At 43.0% G+C, this 516-nt stretch carries 1 pseudogene; it reads left to right on the top strand.

Annotated elements, in window-relative coordinates:
• A pseudogene (locus tag ACFFHF_RS11740) lies at positions 1-227 on the top strand (IS110 family RNA-guided transposase); the annotation flags it as partial.
• Positions 228-516 lie beyond the last annotated feature (289 nt).

The following is a 516-nucleotide window of genomic DNA, read 5'->3' as shown; positions in this document are numbered from 1 at the left end:
CCCTCCTTTTCCGGGTGATGATGCCGATGATTCGCCATAATGAAGCTTTTAGAAAACTACATGAGTATTACACAAACCGTAAGGAAAATCCGTTACGCAAGAAGCAATCCATCGTGGTACTATGCGGAAAACTATTAAAAGTGTTACATGGAATCTGTACAAAGCACAAAGCGTTTGACGCACAGCGAATGATGAAGGATATTCCTAGTCTCGCAGAGGCTATGTAAAGTTCTACATCCCCTTAAAAGACCTAGACAATAGGATGACACGGAGAAGCTGGCAATATTTTTTCCATTCGACCTTGAGTCCCTAAAGGAGCTTCGCTAGCCTCTGCCTTATGACTAGACCGAACGAAGGAATGTAGGCACATTGATGCCCAGAGACATGGGAGGGTACGTCATCATAAGTTACGCAGAGATCCATTGTGCATCAAATAATTCCCTAACACTACTTACCACTATTACCCAGTAGTGACCGCGTAGCGTACCCATGTATTGGAATAGATTCACATAATAT

Source organism: Robertmurraya beringensis (assembly GCF_042433785.1).
Taxonomy (GTDB): Bacteria; Bacillota; Bacilli; order Bacillales; family Cytobacillaceae; genus Robertmurraya_A; species Robertmurraya_A beringensis.
Note: the sequence above shows the minus strand (reverse complement) of the source record. Positions and strands in the feature narration are given on the sequence as shown.